Consider the following 15,629-nt stretch of genomic DNA (forward strand, 5'->3'; position numbering starts at 1 on the left):
TCGCATCATGCGCGCGGAATGCGCCTCTTTCTGTGCGCCGGCCAAGTGCCGCGCATCCTGCGCCAGTCCCATTCCGAGACAACCCGTGACAGGTCGCGCAGGCACGGGGTCCAAGGCCGAATCGCTGTGGTTGTGGAGATTCAGAGGAGTGGTGCAGTCCTGTACGAGGGGCCTCTCACAAAACGCCAGCTAGAAGAGCCGCTGACAGACTCTGCGACAGGGTGACAGATTCTGTCAGAGTCGGGAGACGGATCGGTCAGGGCCCTCCGGCATGCTCCCCTCCATGGCAGTCATCGTCTCCCACGCCGCAGCCCTCGAGGTGCTGCGCCGGGGCGCCCGCCTGGCCCCCGAGCGTTTGAACGGCGCACCGTTGGCAACGAGCGCATCGTCACGCCGCGCTGCCGAACGGAGAGATGAGCTGCAGGCCCTTCGCGCGTTCCTCGTCGAGGTTGGGCTACTGGACGTGGGCTCGCAACTGGACATCTTGGCGGGTCCCAACGAGTGCGGCCCCGCCGTTGCGAGGGTGAGGACGCATCGGTGGACGACGGCGACCGCGCTTCCGATTCGACAGGTGTTCCTGCCGGGGACGGGACGCGTCGACGGGCTCTATGTGGTGGCTCCCGAGCTGCTGTTCGTGGAGCTGTGCGCCGCCGACAAGGTCATGAGAAAAGGCTCCGCTCCTTCGCCGAAGTCAATGGCGCACGTGCGGGCGGCGCTTCTCGGATGGGAGCTGTGCGGGCGCTATGGCAAAGTGCTCCCAGGCGACCGACGCGACGCTTTGGCGGCAAGAGGGTTCGAGAACCGACCGCCTCTGACATCGGTGAATGACATTCGCTCGTTCGCGGACGCCATGGCCCCGGGACTGGCGGGGGTGCGCCGGGCACGTGGGGCCCTCGCCCTCGTCCGCGATGGAGGCCGCTCGCCGATGGAGGCCGCCGTGTTCATCCTGCTGGCCGGGGCGGCGTGTCTCGGAGGGTTCGGGCTGCCGGCTCCTCGCGTGAACTACCGGCTGAAGCTGTCCGCGAGGAACGCCCAGCTCTTGAATGCAGAGTACGTCGAGCTGGACAACTACTGGCCGCGGCCCTTGGACGTGGAGGTGGACGGGTTCGCGGACCATGGGGGCACGACCAGCTAGAGACAGGCGGCTCGGCTCGCGGTGCGCGACAACGAGCTCGCCCGACGGGGCGTGCCAGTGGTCCATCTGACGGGGTCCGAGCTGATGAATCCGGCGCGGTTCCGGCTGAACGCGAGGAACATTGCGGCTCAACTGGGGGTTCGGCTCCGGCTTGAGGTGCCGGGGTGGGAAGAGCGGTTCTGCAGGCTGCACGCGGAGGTGATGAACCTCGAGTACGTGCCGCCAGCAGTCTATGACGAGGAGTACCGACCCTAGAGCATCGCATCCGGCGCGCAGGATGCGACTGAGTCTGGACGAGTGCCCAGCGGCGCCTGAAATGACCGCATTCTGCATGTCGGATGATGCGGAAACTGGGCGGTGGACTTCGGTTGGCTGATAACCGTCCATCCTGCGTGCAGAATGGGCGGCTAGCGGTCGAGCGGCGGCTCCGGGTCCGAAAGACTCGCATCCTGCGTGCGGGATGGGTGGTTTTCAGTCCTGACGCGCACGGGCGCCCGATAGGGTCGCATCCTACGTGCAGAATCGGAGTCTTTCGAGCAAAGCGCCGGGCTCTGCCGGAAAGCACTGCATCCTGCGTGCGGAATCAGCGGTTTCCGGGTCGCTGGTTGTCCGGTGCTCGATAGGCTCGTATTCTGCACGCAGAATGGGCGCCTTTCGGGGTTGGGATTATGCCGCGCCCAAGAAGCCCGGGTTGTGCCTGCAGAATCGTGGGATTCCGGGCCCGCCATCGAGCCGCGCCCGAAAAGCTCGCATCCTACGTGCAGGATGCGAGTCTATCCGCCGCGTTCGGCCACCCGGTGACGTCGCTACACGGCCAGGTACACGCGCATGTAGCGCTCGCCGCGCTCGGTCCAAGAGTCCTTGTGCACGCATACGGCGCTCTTGATGGTCCGGCCGAGCAGCCCCCTGAACACCTTGTAGCTGTGCTGGCGCGGATCGAGCTCGTAGCTGTCGGACTGTCCGTCGGGCGCCTCGATCGCCACTGGCACATAGTCGCCGTCCAGCTCGCCCACACGGACGGTCACCGGGCCGTTGGGCAGCTGCACGTCGTCGCCGGTGAGGTTGAGGTTGGCCACCAGCACCTGGGAGCCCGGGGCCGCTGCCACGCCGTAACGCGCAAGCACGGCCCAGTTCTCCAGTGGCTCCTCCCCGGGCATGTGGAGCGTCACGCCCTCGTAGCCGTGGAGCGGCGCCTCAGTGCGCTCGGCGTCGATGCTCACGTGGTAGCCCATCTTGAGGAGCTCTCGCACCGGGGCCTCGAGCGAGCTCGTGAATCCCACAAGCTGGTGCTGGTAGTAGAGCGCGTAGACCGGGCGCCGCTCGTCGAAGGGCTTCTCGGCGGCCTTGAGCCGTGCGCGGGCCTGCTCGGTGAGGGGCTCGGCCACGAGGTTGAAGCGCTCGCCGGCGGCGATGCCTTCGAGGGGCTGGCCGTTGAGCACGAAGACGGACGCGAGGTTGCTTCCGGAAAGGTCGATGTCTTTGGGGTCCATGGGGTTCCTTCCTGACGGGCGGCCGCGGCTCCGACCGGCTCGAGGCCGCCGCTTCTGCGTGGCTCGTACCCGCACGGCGAGCTTCGGAGAGGGGCGCGGCCAAGGCCCCGCGAATTGCCACGCCGGCGCCCTCGTCTCGCCGGCAGAGGGTGCGATCGGTGCTGGCGGGCGCAATTGCGTGTGAGAATGACGCGTCATGGTATGCGCATAATCTTTTGATGTACGTCCATTCGATGCGGTAGTCGGTGTAAACCGCAACCGTTTGCGCCTGACTACCGACCGTCTGGGACATCAGCGACCGAACTCTGAAACACCCAATAAGGTCGATGTTATCTTCGTGGTGCAACGACAGCTCGCGTAACGAGGAGGCGTCATGTTCCGTCGCGAGGAGAACGTCGGCCGCTACCACGACCTGTGCGAGCGTTTCGAGGAGCGCTTCGGCGAGCCGTTCTGGATGCCCAGCGGCCTGGGCCTCTACGTTGAGGACGGCATCTACGCCATCAAGCACGCGTTGGAGCGAGGTGTGAAGCGCAACGGCTACGAGGCCTTCGACCTCGAGCCACCCGCGCAGACAGTGGGATAGGCACGGGCACAAGGAAGGTTTCCCGAAGGGCGCTCAGGCGCCCTTCTTCTTGTCGAGGTGCTGCTTAAGGATCGCAAGCGCGTGCGCGTACCCCTCAAGACCCTCGCCGATCACCGTGTCGATGCAGGCATCGCGCACATAGCTCACCTGACGGAACGCCTCGCGGGCAGGCACATCGGAGATGTGCACCTCCACCGTGGGGACGCCCACAGCCTTCAGGGCGTCGAGCAGCGCGATGCTCGTGTGCGTGTAGGCGGCGGGGTTGAACACGATGCCATCGTAGGTGCCGAGGGCTTGCTGGATCCGGTCCACAAGCACGCCCTCATGGTTGCTCTGGAAGCAGGCGACTTTGGAGAAGCCGAGGTCACGGCCGGCCCTCTCGACAAGATGTACGAGATCGTCGTAGGTCTCGCGGCCGTAGATGTCCGGCTCACGGACGCCGAGCAGGTTGAGGTTGGGGCCGTTGAGCACGAGCGCCGTCGGTCCCGTCGTCGTGGTGCGGTTCGCACCCTTGTCGTTGGTCAAAGCGCCGGGGCTCTCCAAGAGCTGGCGCAGCTTGTCGAGGCCGTCGTCCCCTTGGGGTGCGGAAGACGCGTCCGCGCCGCCGTAGCGATGCGTGCTGTGCAGGTGGTCCACGTTGCGCACGCCCGAGGCCGTCATTTGCGTGATCGCCTTGGCGGTCTTGCGCTCGAGGGGGAGGTCGGTGCGCGACGAGAACTCGCGGCCGATCGCATCGACGATGGCAGGGCCGAACACGACCTCGACCCCGGAGGCGCCACGACGTCGGACGCCCAGCACGCCGTGGAGGGTCTCAAGCCGGTCGGTGTCCACACGTGAGGGGTCTTTCAGCACGAGGCGCAGCCGCGTCATGCATACGGCGTTGCCGGTCACGTTGTCGGCACCGCCGCAGGCCTCGAGCACGTCTGCCGCCGTGATCGCCGGATCCATCCCCCTCACCTCCTCACCGGGCCAATGTACAGCCTTCCCTACACCTTTGCATGAAAAAGCGGTTCACCTGTGCGGCAATTGTCCAGCAGGCTCCCTTGGCCAGCGAACGGGCTTGAAAACCCTTTCAGGCATGTCTTTTGGACGTTCGCCGAGGATAATGACCGGTCGCAACGAGTGACCGGACCGCAGTTGCGAAGAAATCGGCCACCGGTGAAGCGCTCACAGCCCAAGGAGCTCCTTCACGAGAATCGCATCACCTTCGGCCGATCCCGTGCAGCGGATCTCGAGGTCCGCCCAGTCCCGGTAGAGTGGCATCCGCTGTTTGGCCAGACGTTCGACGCCGGACGCCTCGGTGAGCGGCCGGCCGGCGGTGGACAGCTCCTCAAGGGGGCGGTCGAGGAACACGACGGTGCCGTTCTGCCGCATCAGGTCGCGATTGATGGGACGCGTCACGACGCCGCCGCCGGTGGCGACCACGAGGCCGCTCTGTTTGCCGTAGCGCTCGAGGATCTTGGTCTCGAGGCTTCGGAAGGCGTCCTCGCCCTGCTCGGTGATGACCTGAGCCGGAGAGAGGCCCACCTCCAGCTCGAAGGCGTCGTCGAGGTCCACGAAGGGCCGCTGGCACATCCGGGCCATGCGGCGCGCGGCACCGGTCTTGCCGCATCCGGGCATGCCGATGAAGAACACGTTGCGCTTCTGCTTGTGCAAGGTGGCCACGATGCGGTCGATGAGGCCGTCAGGAAGGTCGCGCCCTTGGAAGAGCTCGCTCGAGCGGTAGGCCTGGGCAACGAGCATCGCGAGCCCCCCCTCGGCTGGGACGCCGAGCTCCTCGGCCATCATCACGAGCTGCGTTCGCTCGGGGTTGTAGATCAGGTCGATGACGCCCATAAGCTGCGGGAACGCGGCGAGCGCGTCCTTAGGCAGGGGGCTCGCCGGGCAGGCGGGGAACATGCCGACCGGTGTCGTGTTGACGATGAGCGCGGCGTCCGGGTGACGCTCCGCAAGGCCGTCGTAGGTCCCGGGGCCGCTGCGTGAGACGAGGACGACGTCGCAACCGACAGCGCTCAGCACGAAGGTGACGGCCCTCGACGCGCCGCCGGTGCCGAGGACGAGGGCGCAACGGCCCCGGAGGACCTCGGCGGCCGAAGCGCCGAGCCGCAGCTCACAGAACCGCCCGAGCAGATAATCGAAGCCCCAGACGTCGGTGTTCTCGGCAAGGACGCGGCCGTCCGCGAGGCGCACGAGCGTGTTGGCGGCGCCGGACTCCTCGACGGCGGGGGAGCGCAGGTCGGCCAGCTGTGCGGCGAGCCGCTTGTAGGGGATCGTGACGTTCAGACCCTGCCATGTGCCTTGACTCACGAACGCCGGCACCTCGTCCTCGGGGATGTCATGGAGGGCATAGGGCGCGCTGCCGAGCAACGCGTGGATCGCCGGCGACCACGAGTGCCCGAGCGGGTGGCCGAGCAGCCCGAACGGGGCGTCTCCCTCTGCGGCCCGGGAAAGCTCGACGGCATCCCGCGCCTGCTCTTGGTCGGCTAGCTCACAGGCGACCGCGTCCGCTGCGGGCGCGATGTCCTCGCCGGGATCCTGTCGCCAGACCAGCGATTCCTTGTAGCCGTCCGTGGCGTTGGCGTCGGCGCAGAGGCTCTCCTCGTCGAGCGCCATCTAGAGCACCTCCGTGTAGGTGCCGAGGTAGCGGAACTCCTGGCACACGTCCTCGAGGCCGCCCATCATGCGCGCGAACTCGGGCGCGGCGGCCGGGCACTCCATGTCGAAGTAGAAGAGGTACTCGAAGTCGCGGTCGGGGAGCGGCCGGCTCTCCAGCTTCACGAGGTTGATGTCGTAGCTGTAGAAGCGCGCCAGCACCTTGTAGAGCGCGCCGGGCTCGTTGGCGACGACCACCATGAGGCTCGTGCGGTCGGCGCCCGGGAAGATCTGGAGCTTCTTGGAGATGCACGCGAAGCGCGTGTAGTTGTTGTCGAGGTCCTGCACGGAGCGCCTCACGATGACGAGGCCGTAGGTGTCCGCTGCGGCATGGCTTCCAAGGGCCGCGGCGCCCGGGTTGTCGGACTCCATGACCATCTTGGCGGCGACGGCGGTGTTCTCGACCACATGGAGCGTGACGCCCTCGAGGGAGGCGAGGAAGTCCGCGCTCTGGTCGAGCGCCTGCTGGTGCGAGTAGATGTCGGTGATCTGCTCGAGCGTCGTCCCGGGCTTCGCGATCAGGTGGTGGTTCACCTTGAGGCGAACGGTGCGGACGATCGAGAAGTTGAAGTCCCGCATCAGGTCGTAGACCTGGTTCACGGAGCCGGCGGTGGAGTTGTCGAGCGGCAGCACGCCGTAGTCGCAGAAGCCCTGGTCGACGGCCTTGAAGACCGCTTCGAAAGTGCCGAAGTAGGTGAGCTGCGGATGCTTGAAGAGGCGGTCGGCGGCGATCTGCGAGAACGCGCCCTCCACGCCCTGGCATGCGACGAACGCGCTCTGGGGGAAGAGCTCCGGCGTCTCCGCGCGTGCGGCCTCGATCCGGCCCATCAGCTCGCTCGGGTTCATGGCCTGCGACTGGTTGGCCCGCGAGACCTCGAAGAGCAGGTTGAAGAGCACTGCGGTGTAGTCCCGCAGGTGCTCGGGGGCCTCGTCCATGACCTGGACGAGCTTGTTGCGCTCGCGGGTGCGGTCGAGAATCGGAAGGCCGTGCTCGGCCTTGTAGGCCGCGACCTCGTCGGTCAGCGCCATGCGGTCCTTGAAGAGCGCCAGGATCTGTTCGTCCACGGCGTCGATGCGGTCGCGGATCTCGGAAAGCTCAGCCACGGGTCCCCCTGTCTTCTGCGTTTGCTGAAAGCCAGTGTACCCGACAAAAGCAAGAGCGCCGGGGTCTCCGGTGCTTGCGGGATGCGGCGCTTTCCGACTGTGCGCCCGATATGGCAGCATCCCGCCTGCGTGATACGAGACAACCGGGCTCGGAGGACTTTGGGGTCCGATAAGCTCGCATCCAGCGCGCAGGACCGGGGGTTCTCGGCCGCCTGCCCGATAACGAGGCATCCCGCGGGCAGGATGCAGGGAAACCGGGCTGGTAGGCCTTTGGCGCCCGATAGGCCCGCATTATGCGCGCAGGATGAGGGGAAACCGGGCACCAATACTCTGGGCGCCCGATAGGCCGCCATCCTGCACGCGGGATGAGGGGAAACCCGGCAGCAGAACTCTGGGAGCCCGATAGGCCCACATTATGCGCGCAGAATGCGACGAAGTCCGGCCGCAAGCCCGATAACCCCGCATCCCGCGTGCAGGATGCGGGGTTTCTTGGCCGGGTGGCCGACAAGGCCGGACAGATTCCTCGCAGGACGTCGAGGTATGACAGACGGGCGCGGCCGGCATCCTAGGTCAATGAGCGGCGTGTCGCGGGAAAACGGTCAGGCACGTTCTGACACTGGTCGACCGAGGGCCTGACGTCTCATCGGGTGCCCGACCCTTCCTGTCATTGGGGTGCGTAGGTGAGCAAGGCGTCCAAAAGGACGAGCGCGGTCACGGCCTCCACCACGGGCACGGCGCGCGGTGCGATGCACGGGTCGTGGCGCCCCTTGACGCGGAGCTCGACGGCCTCGCCGGTCGCGAGGTCCACGGACTCCTGCGGCAACCCGATGGAGGCGGTGGGCTTCACGGCGACCGAGAAGAGGATCGGCGCACCGGTGGTGAGGCCGCCGACCAGGCCGCCGGCATCGTTCTTGGCGGGCACCGGTGCGCCGTCGGGACCGGGGACCCACGGGTCGTTGTGCTGGGAGCCGCAGAGCCCCGCCACCTGCGACCCGCGCCCGAACTCGAGGGCCTTCACGGCCGGGATGCCGAACAGCGCACGGGCGAGCAGGTTCTCGACGCCGTCGAACATCGGCGAGCCCACCCCAACCGGCATGCCTGTCGCGACACACTCGACACGGCCGCCGACGGAGTCCTGGCCTTTGCGGGCGTCCTCGATGACGGCCTGCATGGCCGCGGCAGCCTCCGGCGAGATGGCGGGGAAGCTGCGGCCCGCGAGCGCGTCGATCTGCGAGGCGAGTGTGGCAGTTTGTTCGGCAGGCGAACCGAGCGCGGCGAAGGGCTCGTCCACCGCCGCGCCGACCTGCGCGAGATGTGCTGCCACAGAGACGCCCCTGTCCTCGAGCATCTGGAGCGCGATGCCGCCGGCCACGCACAGCGGCGCCGTGAGACGCCCCGAGAAGTGGCCGCCCCCCGCGACGTCCTGGGACCCGTGCCAGCGGGCCTCGGCCGGCCAGTCCGCGTGGCTCGGGCGTGGAACCCTCACGAGGGCGGCATAGTCCTGGCTGCGGGTGTTGGTGTTGCGGATGAGCGCGCAGAGCGGCGCCCCGCACGTTTCGCCACGTGGGTTGAGGCCGCTCACGAACTCGGGGACGTCCGGCTCCTTGCGCGTGGTCGCCCAGGGCCCCTGACCGGGCGCGCGGCGCTCCATGAAGCGTTGGAGTCGTCCGAGGTCCGGCGCGAAGCCGCTCGGCAGCCCCTCCACCACGCACCCGATGGCGGGGGAGTGGGACTGGCCGAAGACCGTCACGCGCAGGGTCCGTCCAAAGCTGCTGCTCATCGGTCCACCTCCTCCACAACGCCGCCCAAGGCACGGTAGTCGTCCCAAAAGCCCGGGTAGCTCTTCGAGACGCACTCGGCGCCGCGGATGGTCACCGGGCAGCTGCACCGGGTGGCCGCGACTGCCGCCATCATCGCGATCCTGTGGTCGTTGCAGGCGTCCACAACGCCCCCGGCAAGGCCCTCCACTCCCGAGAACTGGAGGTCGTCGCCCTCCTCGCGCACGCAGGCCCCGAGTGCGCCGAGGCCGGCACGCACGGTCGCCAGGCGGTCGGACTCCTTGATGCGCAAGCGAGAGGCCCCGGTGATGCGGCCATCGCCGGGCGCGAGCGCCATGACGGCCGCAAGCGGTGGCACGAGGTCGGGGACCGCGTCCACGTCGATGCTGCGTGCCACGAGCGACCCGTCCGGTGCGGCCGCGCACTGTCCGCGCCCCCTCGTCACACGGCATCCCAGGAGCGCAAGGGCGCCGAGCACCTGACGGTCCCCCTGGGGGGACGACAGGTCGAGGCCCTCGACCGTGACGCTCGACCCCAATGCCCCGGCGCAGAGCCAGAAGGCCGCCGCGGACCAGTCCCCCTCGACGACAACGGGGTGCTCGGGCGCCACCGGGCCCGTCCCCGCGACGTCGAAGCACAGGTACGGGGCCTCACCCTTGCGGGCCCGAGTGACGCACACCGCCACACCGAAGCGCCGGAGCGCACGCACGGTCAGGTCCACGTAGGCCTTGGACGAGACGGGCTCCGCCACGGCGATGCGAGAGGGGGCGCCCAGGAGCTGTGCCGCGAACAACAGCCCGGAGACGAACTGCGAGCTCACGTCCCCCGGCAGGCAGAAGCAGCCGGCCTGCAGCCGGCCGGTCACGACGATGGCGTCCTCGCCCTGCTCGACGGCGGCGCCGTGCTTCTCGAGGGCCGCCACGAGGGGGCCGAGCGGCCGTTGCAGCAGGCGCCCGGCGCCAACGAACCGCGCCGTGACACCGAGGGCTGGGGTCACCGGGAGCAGGAAGCGCAGCGTGGAGCCGGACTCACCGCAATCGAGGGTGACCTCGGAGGCGCAGGAGGACCGCCGGTCGATGGGCACCACCGCCCAGGCGTCCCCGTCCCAGGAGAGGCTTGCTCCCAACGCGCGCAGGCAGCGGACCGTAGCCTCGATGTCGGCGTTGGTGCCGGCGCAGAGGACCGTGCTCGGCCGGTCTGCCAGCGCCGCCTCGATGAGTGCCCGGTGCGCCTGGGACTTGCTCGGCGGCGCGACCACGGAGCCGAGCAAAAGGTTGGGTGTGATGCGCAGGTCCATCGGTTCCTCCTCGGTCGAGGGCGCTCAGGCGAGCCCGTCCAGGACGAGCGAGCGGAACTCCCGCTCGTCCATTGGGACGACCTCGCAGCGGCCGATCCGGCGGGGCACGACGACGTTGAGCACGGAGCCGTGGCGCTTCTTGTCCGCGCGGGAGAGGGCGAGGAAGTCGTCGGCGGGGACGCTCGGCTCTGTCGGAAGGCCCTGGTTGGCCACGCACGCGACGATGGCGTCGGCGTCCTCCGGGGACAGCAGCCCGCGCTTCGCGGCACCGCGCGCGACGATGCAGAGGCCCTCGGCAACGCAGGTGCCGTGGCCGAGCGAGAAGCTCGCCGCGGCCTCGATCGCGTGGCCGGCGGTGTGCCCGAGGTTGAGGGTCTGGCGCAGGCCGCGCTCCTGCTCGTCGGCGTTCACGACGTCGCGCTTGATCGTGACGTTTGCGGCCACGACCTCTTGGAGCAGGTCGAGGTCCAGGGGGCGCTGGCCGAGGCACCGTCCCTGCAGCAGTGCGAACAGCTCCGGGCTCGCGAGCACCGCGTGCTTCACCACCTCGCCGAGGCTGTCCGTGAAGAGCTCCGGCGGAACGGTCTCGAGGCACTCGGCGTCCGCAACCACGAGCTCTGGCTGCCAGAAGGCGCCGACGAGGTTCTTGCCCTGGGGAAGGTCGACGGCCGTTTTGCCGCCCACAGAGGAGTCGACCATAGCGAGCAACGAGGTGGGCACCTGGAGCACCTTGACGCCGCGCATGTAGAGCGCCGCCGCCAGCCCTCCCATGTCGCCCGCGACGCCTCCGCCGAGGGCGACCACCACCGAGTCGCGCGTGCAGCCGGCCACGGCCATGGCCTGGAGGATCCCGTCAAGCGTCGAGAGGGTCTTGGACTGCTCGCCGGCCGGAAAGGCGCAGGAGCCCACCGCGTAGCCGGCCTCCTTGAGCGAGCCGGTGACGACGTCCCCGTAGAGCGGCCCCACGTTGGTGTCCGTGACGACGAACGCGACGTCGCCTCCGCAGGTCTCGCGCGCGAGGCGCCCGACGTCGGCGAGGACGCCCCTCCCGACGAGCACGTCGTAGGAGCGGGAGGGCGTGTCGACGGGCACGACGGCGGTCTCGGCCATGGCTATGCCTCCTTAGGGTGCGGCAGGTCCGCGCGCCGTTTGAGGTCCGTGCCCTCCTGGAGCAGCCTCTCGAGCCGCTCCGCGTCGGCGTCCTGGAGGGCGTCGCGGTACTCCGACAAGTGCCCGATGACGAGCTCGAGCTCCGCGACGAGGTTGTCGCGGTTCTCGAGGAAGAGCTCCGTCCACATCGGGGCGTTGAGGTCGGCCACGCGCGTGAGGTCGCGCCAGGACCCCGCCGAGTAACCCCTGTGCTCCTGGGCGGCCGGGCTCTTGACGTAGGCGTTGCTCACCACGTGCGCGAGTTGCGACGTGTGGGCGATGAGGCGGTCGTGCTCCTCGGGTGTCGTCACGCTGAACCGACCGAAACCCACGGGACGCAAGAGGCCGACGAGGCGGCTCAGCAGCTCGAGCCGGTCGAGGTCCTTCAGGTCCGGAGACGGGCAGAGCACCATCGGGGCGCCCTGGAACATGTCCGCACGGGAGCGGGCGTAGCCCGAGTGCTGGGTGCCGGCCATCGGGTGCGCGCCGACGAACGTCCATGGGCGCCCCGCGGCGATCTCCCAGCACTGGTCGCACACCGTGCGCTTGACCCCGCAGGCGTCGATGACGAGCGCGCCGGGCGACACGAGGTGGGCACGGTCGCGCAGCCACTGCACCGAGTGCTCGGGGTAGGTGGTGAGGACCACCAGCTCGCAGGTGGGGAGCACGTCGTCCGTGAGCTCGCCGTCGACCACGTCGATGCGGGCGAGGTCGAGGATGTCGCGGGTGCGGTTCCAGGCGAAGACCTCAAAGCCGGCCTCGTGCCAAGCGCGCGCGAACGACCCGCCGATAAGGCCGAGGCCCACCACGCCGATGCGGCCGGGGATGCAGGTGGCCGTCTCCGGCGTGCGGCCCGCAGGGGCTCCCGCGGCGCTCACTCGTCCTCCATCGTGACCGCCTCGCGCACCAGGGAGATCCGGCGCATCGCGTTCTTGAACTGAGCGGGCGTCAGCGCCTGGGCGCCGTCGGACCAGGCGTGCTCCGGCGAGCTGTGCACCTCGATCTCGAGGCCGTCGGCACCGGCGGCCGTGGCCGCGAGGGCGGCGGACACCACGTAGCGGGTGTAACCGGTGGCGTGGCTCGGGTCGCCGACCACGGGCAGGTGGGAGAGGTGCTTGGCGACGGCGATTGCGTTGGTGTCCAGGGTGTTCCTCGTGCGCGTCTCAAAGGTGCGGATGCCGCGCTCGCAGAGGATCACGTTGCCGTTGCCGCCGGCCATCACGTACTCGGCGGCCATGAGCCACTCGTCGATGGTGGCGGCGAGGCCGCGCTTGAGCAGGATCGGCTTGTCGAGCTTGCCGAGCTCTTTGAGCAGCGTGGAGTTCTGCATGTTGCGGGCGCCCACCTGGAGCACCGAGATGTCGTTGTCGAGGAACGCGGGGATGTCGCGCGCGTCCATGACCTCGGAGACCGTGGGCATCTCGTTCTCGACGCCGGCGTCGTGCAGGAGCTGCAGGCCTTTCACGCCCATGCCCTGGTTGGCATAGGGGCTCGTGCGCGGCTTGAACGCGCCGCCGCGGAGCATCGTGGCACCGGCGGCCTTGACCTCGCGAGCGATGGCGAACAGGTTGTCCCCCTCGATGGAGCAGGGGCCGGCCATCACATGGAACGTGCCGCCGCCCACGAGGACGCCGTGGCCGCAGTCCACCACGGTGTCGTCCGGATGGAACTTGCGGTTTGCCTTCTTGAAGGGCTCCGAGACGCGCGTGACGCGCTCGATGATGTCCATGGACTCCAGCAGGAACGGGTCCACGGCCGTGGTGTCGCCGACGAGGCCGACGACGGTCTCCTCGGAGCCTTGGGAGACGTTGGCCTGGAGGCCGCGTCCCTCGAGCCACTTCACGAAATGGTCGAGCTGCTCCTGGGTTGCGCTTTGCTTGACGATGGCGATCATCACGGGGCCTCCTGGTCGCGCGTCTTCATGGTGGTTTCAAGGGTGCGATTCTACTACAGGGTCGTTGCGATCCCACGGCGGTGCGCCCGATCCGTCGCGGCCCCGCTGGCGCCAGTGTGTGGTTTCTGTGGACGCGCGCTCGTGAAGTTCGCAGGTTGATTAATCGCGTGCTCCATCGCCGCAGGTGGCGGCCGATTGTTGAAAACCCTGGCAAGACTCTGTGACACCGGGTCAGATTGGTGTCCGTGATCGGCCAGCGCCCCTTGGCACCGTTCGTCGGCAGGAAGCCGAGGAACGGGGGAGCGGGATGGCGGCGCGTCGAGTTGCACGGGTCTGGGGTCGGGCGGCGGCCTGGGCCCTCTTCGCGGGGATGCTCGTGGCGGTCGCGTGCCTCTTGCTCCCGTCCTGGAGGGAACAGGGGAGCAAGGCCGCCGTGGCGAGGGCGGCCGTCGCGGGCACCGCAGGGGCGTCGGGGCGCGACTGGAGCGCGGTGAGGCGCGAGATGCCCGACGCCGTCGCGTGGCTCGCGGTCGAGGGCACCGACATCGACCTGCCGGTGGTGACGCCGACGGAGGGCGACCCGGCCGACTTCTTCGTGACCCATGACGCACGGCGCGCACCCTCGTGGCGGGGCGCCGCGTTCCTCGACGTGCGGTGCGAGCCGTCCGGTGGCCAGCTCCTGGTCTTCGGCCATCACTTGGGGGCCGGCGGCGGACAGTTCTCGGACCTCCGCTCGGCTTTCGAGGCGGAGGTGTTCTCGGGAATCGGGGGCGCCCTGTGGGAGACGCCGGACGGCGCACGTCGCTTCGCCCCGGTCTGCGCGTTGCGGGTGCCCTCGAGCTACGAGCCTCTCGGGCTCGACGAGACGGCCGGCGACCCCGTGGGCGAATGCCTGGAAAGGCTCCTGAGCGACGCGCGCGTGACCTCGCCGGACGCCTATGAGCGCTGCGAGCGCGCGGACGCCGTCCTCGTTCTCTGCACCTGCGCGAGCGTTCGGTCGGGCCAGCCGTGGCGCACCCTCGTCGTCTTTGCCTCGAGGGCGCTCTGAGATGGGCGCGACCATGGCGAGCTGGGCCGCGTTGGCCGGCTGTGCGCTGCTCTGGGGCTGGGCGGCCCGCACCCTCGCACCGGACTGCCTGGCGTTGATCGACGAGGGCGCATGGAGTGCAGCCGCGCCCTGTCTGGCTGCGCTGGGTCTCGGAGCGCTGCTCCTGGTGGGTTCGCTGCTAGCTCGGCTGAGAGCGCATGGAGGGCCTCGCAACAGACGTGGCATTCGAGGAGGGCCTCGCCTGTGGTGCGCCGCGCTGCTCGGAGCCCAAGCGGTCTGCGTGGCCGTCGCTGTCACCGGGACGGCGATGGGCTGGACGTGCTGGGTCGTTGAGAGCGGATCGATGGAGCCATCCGTTCCGACGGGCGCGCTCGCGGTGTGCCGTCCTGTCGCGGCATCCGAGGAGTGGGTGGGGGAGGTGGTCGCGTTCGAGGCCGGCGCGGTGACCGTGATCCACCGCGTGGTGGCCCAGGAGGAGAACGGTGCCCTGCGCACGCAAGGGGACGCCAACGACACGTCGGACGGGACGCCGGTGGGACTGTCCGCCGTGCGCGGGATCGTGGTCGCAGTGGCACCCGGCGTGGGGGCCGCCTGGGAGCAGTGCGAGGCGCACCCAGAGATGCTGGCGGCCGGGGCGATCGCCCTGGAGGGGTGCTTGGTGTGGGGATGCGCGTCACGTGAGGACGCGTGGAGAGAGGCGCGGGGGCGCCTTGAGAGAAAGGAACGTGTGCCATGTCGAAGAAGATGAGCGCGAGGGCCAAGCGGGTCTCCCGCAGGTTGACGAGGGCGTTCCGGGGCAGTGCGCCGGCAGCGGCTGCCGTGGGGCTCTGCCTGGCGGGCGTGTTGGGCGCCGGCAGCGCGCTGGCGTACCTCACCGACAACGACGCCGTCACGAACAAGTTCAACGTGGCCGCCGACCTCAAGGTCCAGGTCGACGAGCCCGAGTGGGACAAGCTGCCGGACACCGACAAGGACGGCGTCCCGGACGTGGTGGAGCAGATGACGCCCACCCAGACCGTGGCGAAGGACCCGTACGTGAAGAACGGCTCCACCACCGACGCCTGGTGCTTTGCCCGGGTGGGCGTGCCCACGAAGTCGGTGAAGCACGTGATAGACAACGGGACCACCAAGACCAGCGAGATCGAGCTGTTCAGCTACACGCTCAACCCCGGCTGGGCGGAGGTGGGCACGGGCGTGAAGGTGAACGACGTCACGTGGCACACCTATCGCTACGACAAGGAGGCCGTGAGCGCCGGCGCCAAGACCGGCAGCGCCATCTTCTCAAGCGTGACGCTGGCGAACGTGGTCGAGGGCCAGCTCTCCGACGCGCCGCTCTCTATCGAGATCGAGGGCTACGGCATCCAGAAGCAGGGCTTCGCGAGCTGCGCCGACGCCTATGCTGCCTACAAGCTGCAGAACCCCAGCTCCAACTGGGCGTAGGCGGGGCGCTGAGGTGCAACGGACCCGTTGCCTCGCGTCGGCGGGCCCGTTGCACAGGG

At 68.9% G+C, this 15,629-nt stretch carries 15 protein-coding genes; 6 read left to right on the forward strand and 9 right to left on the reverse strand.

What is annotated here, in order from left to right; translation table 11 throughout:
• Positions 1-283 precede the first annotated feature (283 nt).
• Positions 284-1,135 carry a hypothetical protein gene (locus QJ043_RS02090; protein ID WP_283712511.1) on the forward strand — a complete coding sequence of 284 codons (852 nt, stop codon included), beginning with the start codon at positions 284-286 and terminating at the stop codon, positions 1,133-1,135.
• A 51-nt stretch (positions 1,136-1,186) separates the two neighbouring features.
• Positions 1,187-1,390, forward strand: a complete 204-nt coding sequence (locus QJ043_RS02095) for a hypothetical protein (RefSeq protein WP_283722715.1) — start codon at positions 1,187-1,189, stop codon at positions 1,388-1,390.
• 551 nt (positions 1,391-1,941) lie between these two features.
• On the opposite strand, the gene QJ043_RS02100 is transcribed toward QJ043_RS02095, so the two are convergent.
• A complete protein-coding gene (locus QJ043_RS02100) occupies positions 1,942-2,625 on the reverse strand; it encodes a hypothetical protein (protein WP_283712513.1) in 684 nt (227 codons plus the stop codon).
• A 373-nt stretch (positions 2,626-2,998) separates the two neighbouring features.
• Here QJ043_RS02100 and QJ043_RS02105 point away from each other — a divergent pair, with 373 nt between their 5' ends.
• Positions 2,999-3,208: a hypothetical protein gene (locus QJ043_RS02105; RefSeq protein WP_283712514.1), complete on the forward strand. Its 210-nt coding sequence runs from the start codon at positions 2,999-3,001 to the stop codon at positions 3,206-3,208.
• 33 nt (positions 3,209-3,241) lie between these two features.
• Here QJ043_RS02105 and aroQ read toward each other — a convergent pair whose 3' ends face one another.
• The 8 genes from aroQ to aroF form a co-directional block, all read right to left on the reverse strand.
• Positions 3,242-4,156, reverse strand: a complete 915-nt coding sequence (aroQ, locus tag QJ043_RS02110) for a type II 3-dehydroquinate dehydratase (protein WP_283712515.1) — start codon at positions 4,154-4,156, stop codon at positions 3,242-3,244.
• 219 nt (positions 4,157-4,375) lie between these two features.
• Positions 4,376-5,821, reverse strand: coding sequence for a shikimate kinase (locus QJ043_RS02115; protein WP_283712516.1), 1,446 nt, complete (start codon positions 5,819-5,821; stop codon positions 4,376-4,378).
• Positions 5,822-6,964: a bifunctional chorismate mutase/prephenate dehydratase gene (locus tag QJ043_RS02120; protein ID WP_283712517.1), complete on the reverse strand. Its 1,143-nt coding sequence runs from the start codon at positions 6,962-6,964 to the stop codon at positions 5,822-5,824.
• 664 nt (positions 6,965-7,628) lie between these two features.
• The gene (gene aroC, locus QJ043_RS02125; protein ID WP_283712518.1) at positions 7,629-8,744 is read right to left on the reverse strand and encodes a chorismate synthase; all 1,116 of its coding nucleotides are present in this window, start codon (positions 8,742-8,744) and stop codon (positions 7,629-7,631) included.
• Entirely contained in the window at positions 8,741-10,039 is a 1,299-nt protein-coding gene (gene aroA, locus QJ043_RS02130; RefSeq protein ID WP_283712519.1) for a 3-phosphoshikimate 1-carboxyvinyltransferase, read from the reverse strand. Before aroA ends, aroC begins: the two co-directional genes overlap by 4 nt.
• 24 nt (positions 10,040-10,063) lie before the next feature.
• Positions 10,064-11,149: a 3-dehydroquinate synthase gene (gene aroB / locus QJ043_RS02135; RefSeq protein ID WP_283712520.1), complete on the reverse strand. Its 1,086-nt coding sequence runs from the start codon at positions 11,147-11,149 to the stop codon at positions 10,064-10,066.
• Positions 11,150-11,151: 2 nt separating this feature from the next.
• On the reverse strand, positions 11,152-12,066 hold the full coding sequence (locus QJ043_RS02140; RefSeq protein ID WP_283712521.1) for a prephenate dehydrogenase: 915 nt from the start codon (positions 12,064-12,066) through the stop codon (positions 11,152-11,154).
• Entirely contained in the window at positions 12,063-13,082 is a 1,020-nt protein-coding gene (gene aroF, locus QJ043_RS02145) for a 3-deoxy-7-phosphoheptulonate synthase (protein WP_283712522.1), read from the reverse strand. Before aroF ends, QJ043_RS02140 begins: the two co-directional genes overlap by 4 nt.
• A 307-nt stretch (positions 13,083-13,389) precedes the next feature.
• Between aroF and QJ043_RS02150 the strand changes: the two genes are divergently transcribed.
• The 3 genes from QJ043_RS02150 (at position 13,390) to QJ043_RS02160 (ending at position 15,570) form a co-directional block, all read left to right on the forward strand.
• Entirely contained in the window at positions 13,390-14,130 is a 741-nt protein-coding gene (locus QJ043_RS02150; RefSeq protein WP_283712523.1) for a class B sortase, read from the forward strand.
• Between the two features lie 280 nt (positions 14,131-14,410).
• A complete protein-coding gene (locus QJ043_RS02155) occupies positions 14,411-14,878 on the forward strand; it encodes a signal peptidase I (RefSeq protein ID WP_283722716.1) in 468 nt (155 codons plus the stop codon).
• Entirely contained in the window at positions 14,863-15,570 is a 708-nt protein-coding gene (locus tag QJ043_RS02160; RefSeq protein ID WP_283712525.1) for a SipW-dependent-type signal peptide-containing protein, read from the forward strand. The genes QJ043_RS02155 and QJ043_RS02160 overlap by 16 nt, the downstream gene beginning before the upstream one ends.
• Positions 15,571-15,629 lie beyond the last annotated feature (59 nt).

Source organism: Kribbibacterium absianum (assembly GCF_030067705.1).
Lineage (GTDB): Bacteria > Actinomycetota > Coriobacteriia > Coriobacteriales > Atopobiaceae > Kribbibacterium > Kribbibacterium absianum.